The 3,317-nt window shown below is 71.1% G+C and carries 4 protein-coding genes; 1 reads left to right on the top strand and 3 read right to left on the bottom strand.

What is annotated here, in order from left to right; genetic code table 11:
- Nucleotides 1-948: thiamine pyrophosphate-binding protein (locus RMO85_RS17315; RefSeq protein WP_310529964.1), on the bottom strand; the 948-nt coding region annotated here is incomplete at its 3' end.
- 131 nt (nt 949-1,079) lie between these two features.
- Here RMO85_RS17315 and RMO85_RS17310 point away from each other — a divergent pair.
- Nucleotides 1,080-1,715 carry a hypothetical protein gene (locus RMO85_RS17310; RefSeq protein WP_310529963.1) on the top strand — a complete coding sequence of 212 codons (636 nt, stop codon included), beginning with the start codon at nt 1,080-1,082 and terminating at the stop codon, nt 1,713-1,715.
- Between the two features lie 46 nt (nt 1,716-1,761).
- Here the strand turns inward: RMO85_RS17310 and egtD are convergent, their stop codons facing one another.
- Both egtD and RMO85_RS17300 read right to left on the bottom strand, forming a co-directional pair.
- Nucleotides 1,762-2,733 carry an L-histidine N(alpha)-methyltransferase gene (egtD, locus tag RMO85_RS17305; protein ID WP_310529962.1) on the bottom strand — a complete coding sequence of 324 codons (972 nt, stop codon included), beginning with the start codon at nt 2,731-2,733 and terminating at the stop codon, nt 1,762-1,764.
- On the bottom strand, nt 2,733-3,317 hold a 585-nt coding region (locus tag RMO85_RS17300), incomplete at its 5' end, for a class II glutamine amidotransferase (RefSeq protein WP_310529961.1). The genes RMO85_RS17300 and egtD, both read right to left, overlap by 1 nt.

Below are 3,317 nucleotides of genomic sequence, written 5' to 3'. Positions count from 1 at the left end.
GGCCGCGCGGGCGAGGGCGTCCTCGTCGGGGCGGACCAGCCGGAGGGAGTACCTCCCGTCGGGCAATGCGGGCGGTGCGTCCGAGGGCAGCGCCTGCACCTCGTCGGGGAGCACCAGATGCGCGACCCCGCGGCCGTCGCGGGCGTGCTTGACGGCGATCGCGGCCAGCTCGGCGTGGTCGCTCCCGGACAGCACCGTCGTCGAGGTGATGGCGACGTCCTTGAAGACCGCGGAGAGGTCCAGGTCCTGGAAGGCGCCCCGGCCGAGCACCTTGGAGGGTACCTGGCCGGAGATCGCGATCACCGGGGACTGGTCCAGCTTCGCGTCGTACAGGCCGGTGAGAAGGTTGGTCGAACCGGGTCCGGCGATCGCGAAGCACGCGGCTGGTCGGCCGGTCAGCTTGCCGTAGGCACTGGCGGCGAACGCGGCGGCTCCCTCGTGCCGGATGCCGATGAAGGTCAGCTCGCCTCGCTGCTCCGCACGGCGCAGGGCATCGGCGAACCCGAGGTTGGAGTGCCCCACCATCCCGAAGACCCGGGTCACGCCGTGGGCCACGAGGGTCTCGACCAGGACGTCGGCGACGGTCCGGGCGGGCGGCACCGGTTCGGGGAGCCGGACATGGACGCCGTCCGCGCGTTCCTCGATGTCGTAGGCGGTGACCGTGTCGGCGAAGTCTCCCGGCGGTCGACCGGTGAGCGGGTCGTAGTCGTAACCGTGCCAGGGGCAGCGCAGCAGCCCCTTCTCGATCGATCCCTCGCCCAGCGGTCCACCCTGGTGCGGACAGTGGTTCTCCAGGGCCCCCAGGGTCTGACCGCACCGGGTGAGGGCGATGCTCCGCCCGTCCACGGTGACGCTGCGTACCCGCCCCTCCTCCGGCACGTCGACCGGGTTCACCGGGTGCCAACGGCCCTCGGGAGCGCTGTTGTCGGTGGATGTCGGCGATGTCATGTAACGCCTCCTCGGGTCCGTGACACCTATGTGTGTGCGCATCGTGCGCACGAGGTCCTCGCACGATCAGTCCCGTGGAGGACGCAGGCGTTACACACCGGGAGAGAGAATGCGACCGAGGAGTTGAGGACATGGACCAGCACACCCTGACGACCACCCGGCACGCGCTGCACGGCGTCGCCGAGTTCGTGCTCGCCGGACCGCAGTACGACCGGAGCCAGAGCATCCGGCTCCGGGTGACTCCCGGTGGGTTCGGCACCGCGGCCGCGCCTCACCTCCGGGTCGAGCGGCTCGACCTGGTGGGCCCTGGCGTGAGGCTCCCGCTGGGCGGGACGTTCGAGGGGCTCGCCCGCGCAGCCGGGGTCGAGGCGCGGACACTGCGCGGCGTGTACGCCGAGGGTCCTGCTCCTGGTCTCAACGATCCTGTCGTGGTCGACCCCGGGGCCGCCGACGTCATCCTCGGGGCATTCGCGATCGGCGACGCGGCGCTGCGTGCGTTTGCGCCCGCCGAGGAGCCGGTGCTGTGGCCCGAGCACTTCGACGTCGCGATCACCTCCGCCGAGGTCAACTACGGCGTCTCTCCTGGAGACACCTATCTTCTCGAGCCCTACGCCTACGTCGGGCCGTGGGCCCCCCGCCGGGGCGACTTCTGGAACGCGCCGTTCGGTGTGACCCGGCCGATGACGGAGCTGCCCGACGTCGCAACACTGATCGGGTTCTTCGAGGAGGGTGCCCGACGCGCGGCCAGCGATCCACCTCTGGCCTGACCTGGCTCCGCAACCGGGCTGCCGGGGATCGTCGAGGGGATGCTGCTCAGGCCGGTTCGGAGAGGGTCAGGGCGAAGTCGCCCACGGGGTCGGTCCACCAGTGCGTCAGGCGCAGCCCGGCGGCAGCGAGTTCCTCGCTGATCCGCGCGTGGCTGAACTTCGCCGAGATCTCGGTCCGCATCTCCTCCCCGGCGCCGAACGCGACGTCCAGGTCGAGAGCGGAGATGCGGACGGTCTGGTCGCGCACCGACCTGAGGCGCATCTCGATCCACTCCTGCTCGCGATCCCACCGGGCCACGTGCTCGAAGGCGGCGAGGTTGAAGTCGGCATCGAGCTGCCGGTTGATCACGGCCAGCACGTTCTTGTTGAACTCGGCCGTCACCCCTCGGGAGTCGTCGTAGGCGGCCACCAGCCGCTCCGGTGACTTGACCAGGTCGAGACCGAGCAGGAACGCGTCGCCGGTGACCAGGCCGCGGCGTACGTCCGTCAGGAACTCGGCGCGCTGACGCGGCGCGAGGTTGCCGATGGTCGAGCCCAGGAACGCCATCAGACGGCGCGGCGAGGCCGGGAGCTTGTCGAGGTGGCGCTCGAAGTCCCCGACGACCGGCGAGACCTTGACGCCGGGGAACTCGGCGGCGACGGCCGCGCTTGCGCCCTGCAGCACCACAGGGTCCACGTCGAAGGGGATGAACTGTTGCAGAGTGCCGGCCGCGGACAACGCCCGCAGCAGCAGTCGGGTCTTCTCCGAGGTCCCGCTCCCGATCTCGACGAGCGTCCGCGCCCCGGTCAGGCTCGCGACCTGCGCCGCCCGGTGGTGCAGGATCTGCGACTCGGCGCGGGTCGGGTAGTACTCCTCCAAGCGGGTGATCTCGTCGAAGAGCTCACTGCCGCGGGCGTCGTAGAAGTACTTGGGCGGGAGCACCTTGGGGGTGGACCCGAGGCCTGTGCGTACGTCGCCGGCCAACTGGTGGACCAGTCCCCCGGGGTCGAGGTGTACCGCGATTTCGGAGACGGACATCAGTCCTCCAAGGGGGTCAGGGTCAGACCGTAGGGGCCGACCTCCAGCAGGTGTCGGTCGGGAACGTCGACCCAACGGGGGTCGTCGTCCCAAGGCTCGCTGGCGACCACCACCCCGTCGGGCTCCACGAGGTAGCTCGCAGGGTCGCCCCAGGTGAGAGCCACGATCCGAGTGCCGTCGGTCATCAGCAGGTTGAGCGTGGCCGCCGGGTCGAGCCGCGACACCTCGCGCACGGTGTCGGCCACCCGCGCAGGGCCCCGAGAGAAGACGTGCGCGGCGAGAAGCGCGGAGTCGCACACCGATTCCGCGTCGGAGCTGGGCGGCAACACGCCTCGCTCGACCCGTCCGTTGTGCGACAGCAGCCAGTGCCCGTCGGTGAACGGAGCCGCGGCACTCTCGTCCAAGGGCATCCCCACGGTCGCCGACCGGACGGCGGCCAGGACGGCACCGGAGCTCAGCACGGGGGCGACCGAGGCGAAGGACGCGTCGCCCCACAGCGGTCGGGCCGACCGCCAGCGGACCGGTACACGCGTGTCTGCCGCGTAGAAGCCGACCCCCCAGCCGTCGGCGTTGAGCAGGCCGCG

It is taken from the genome of Nocardioides sp. (assembly GCF_031422975.1).
In the GTDB taxonomy this organism is placed as follows: domain Bacteria; phylum Actinomycetota; class Actinomycetes; order Propionibacteriales; family Nocardioidaceae; genus Nocardioides.
The sequence above is the reverse complement of the archived record's forward strand: the minus strand, read 5'-3'. Positions and strand labels throughout refer to the sequence as shown.

Bases quoted from the DNA above. Each gene is read 5' to 3' on its own strand.
- RMO85_RS17310 (WP_310529963.1), top strand. From the start codon at position 1,080: ATGGACCAGCACACCCTGACGACCACCCGGCACGCGCTGCACGGCGTC.
- egtD (WP_310529962.1), bottom strand. From the start codon at position 2,733: ATGTCCGTCTCCGAAATCGCGGTACACCTCGACCCCGGGGGACTGGTC.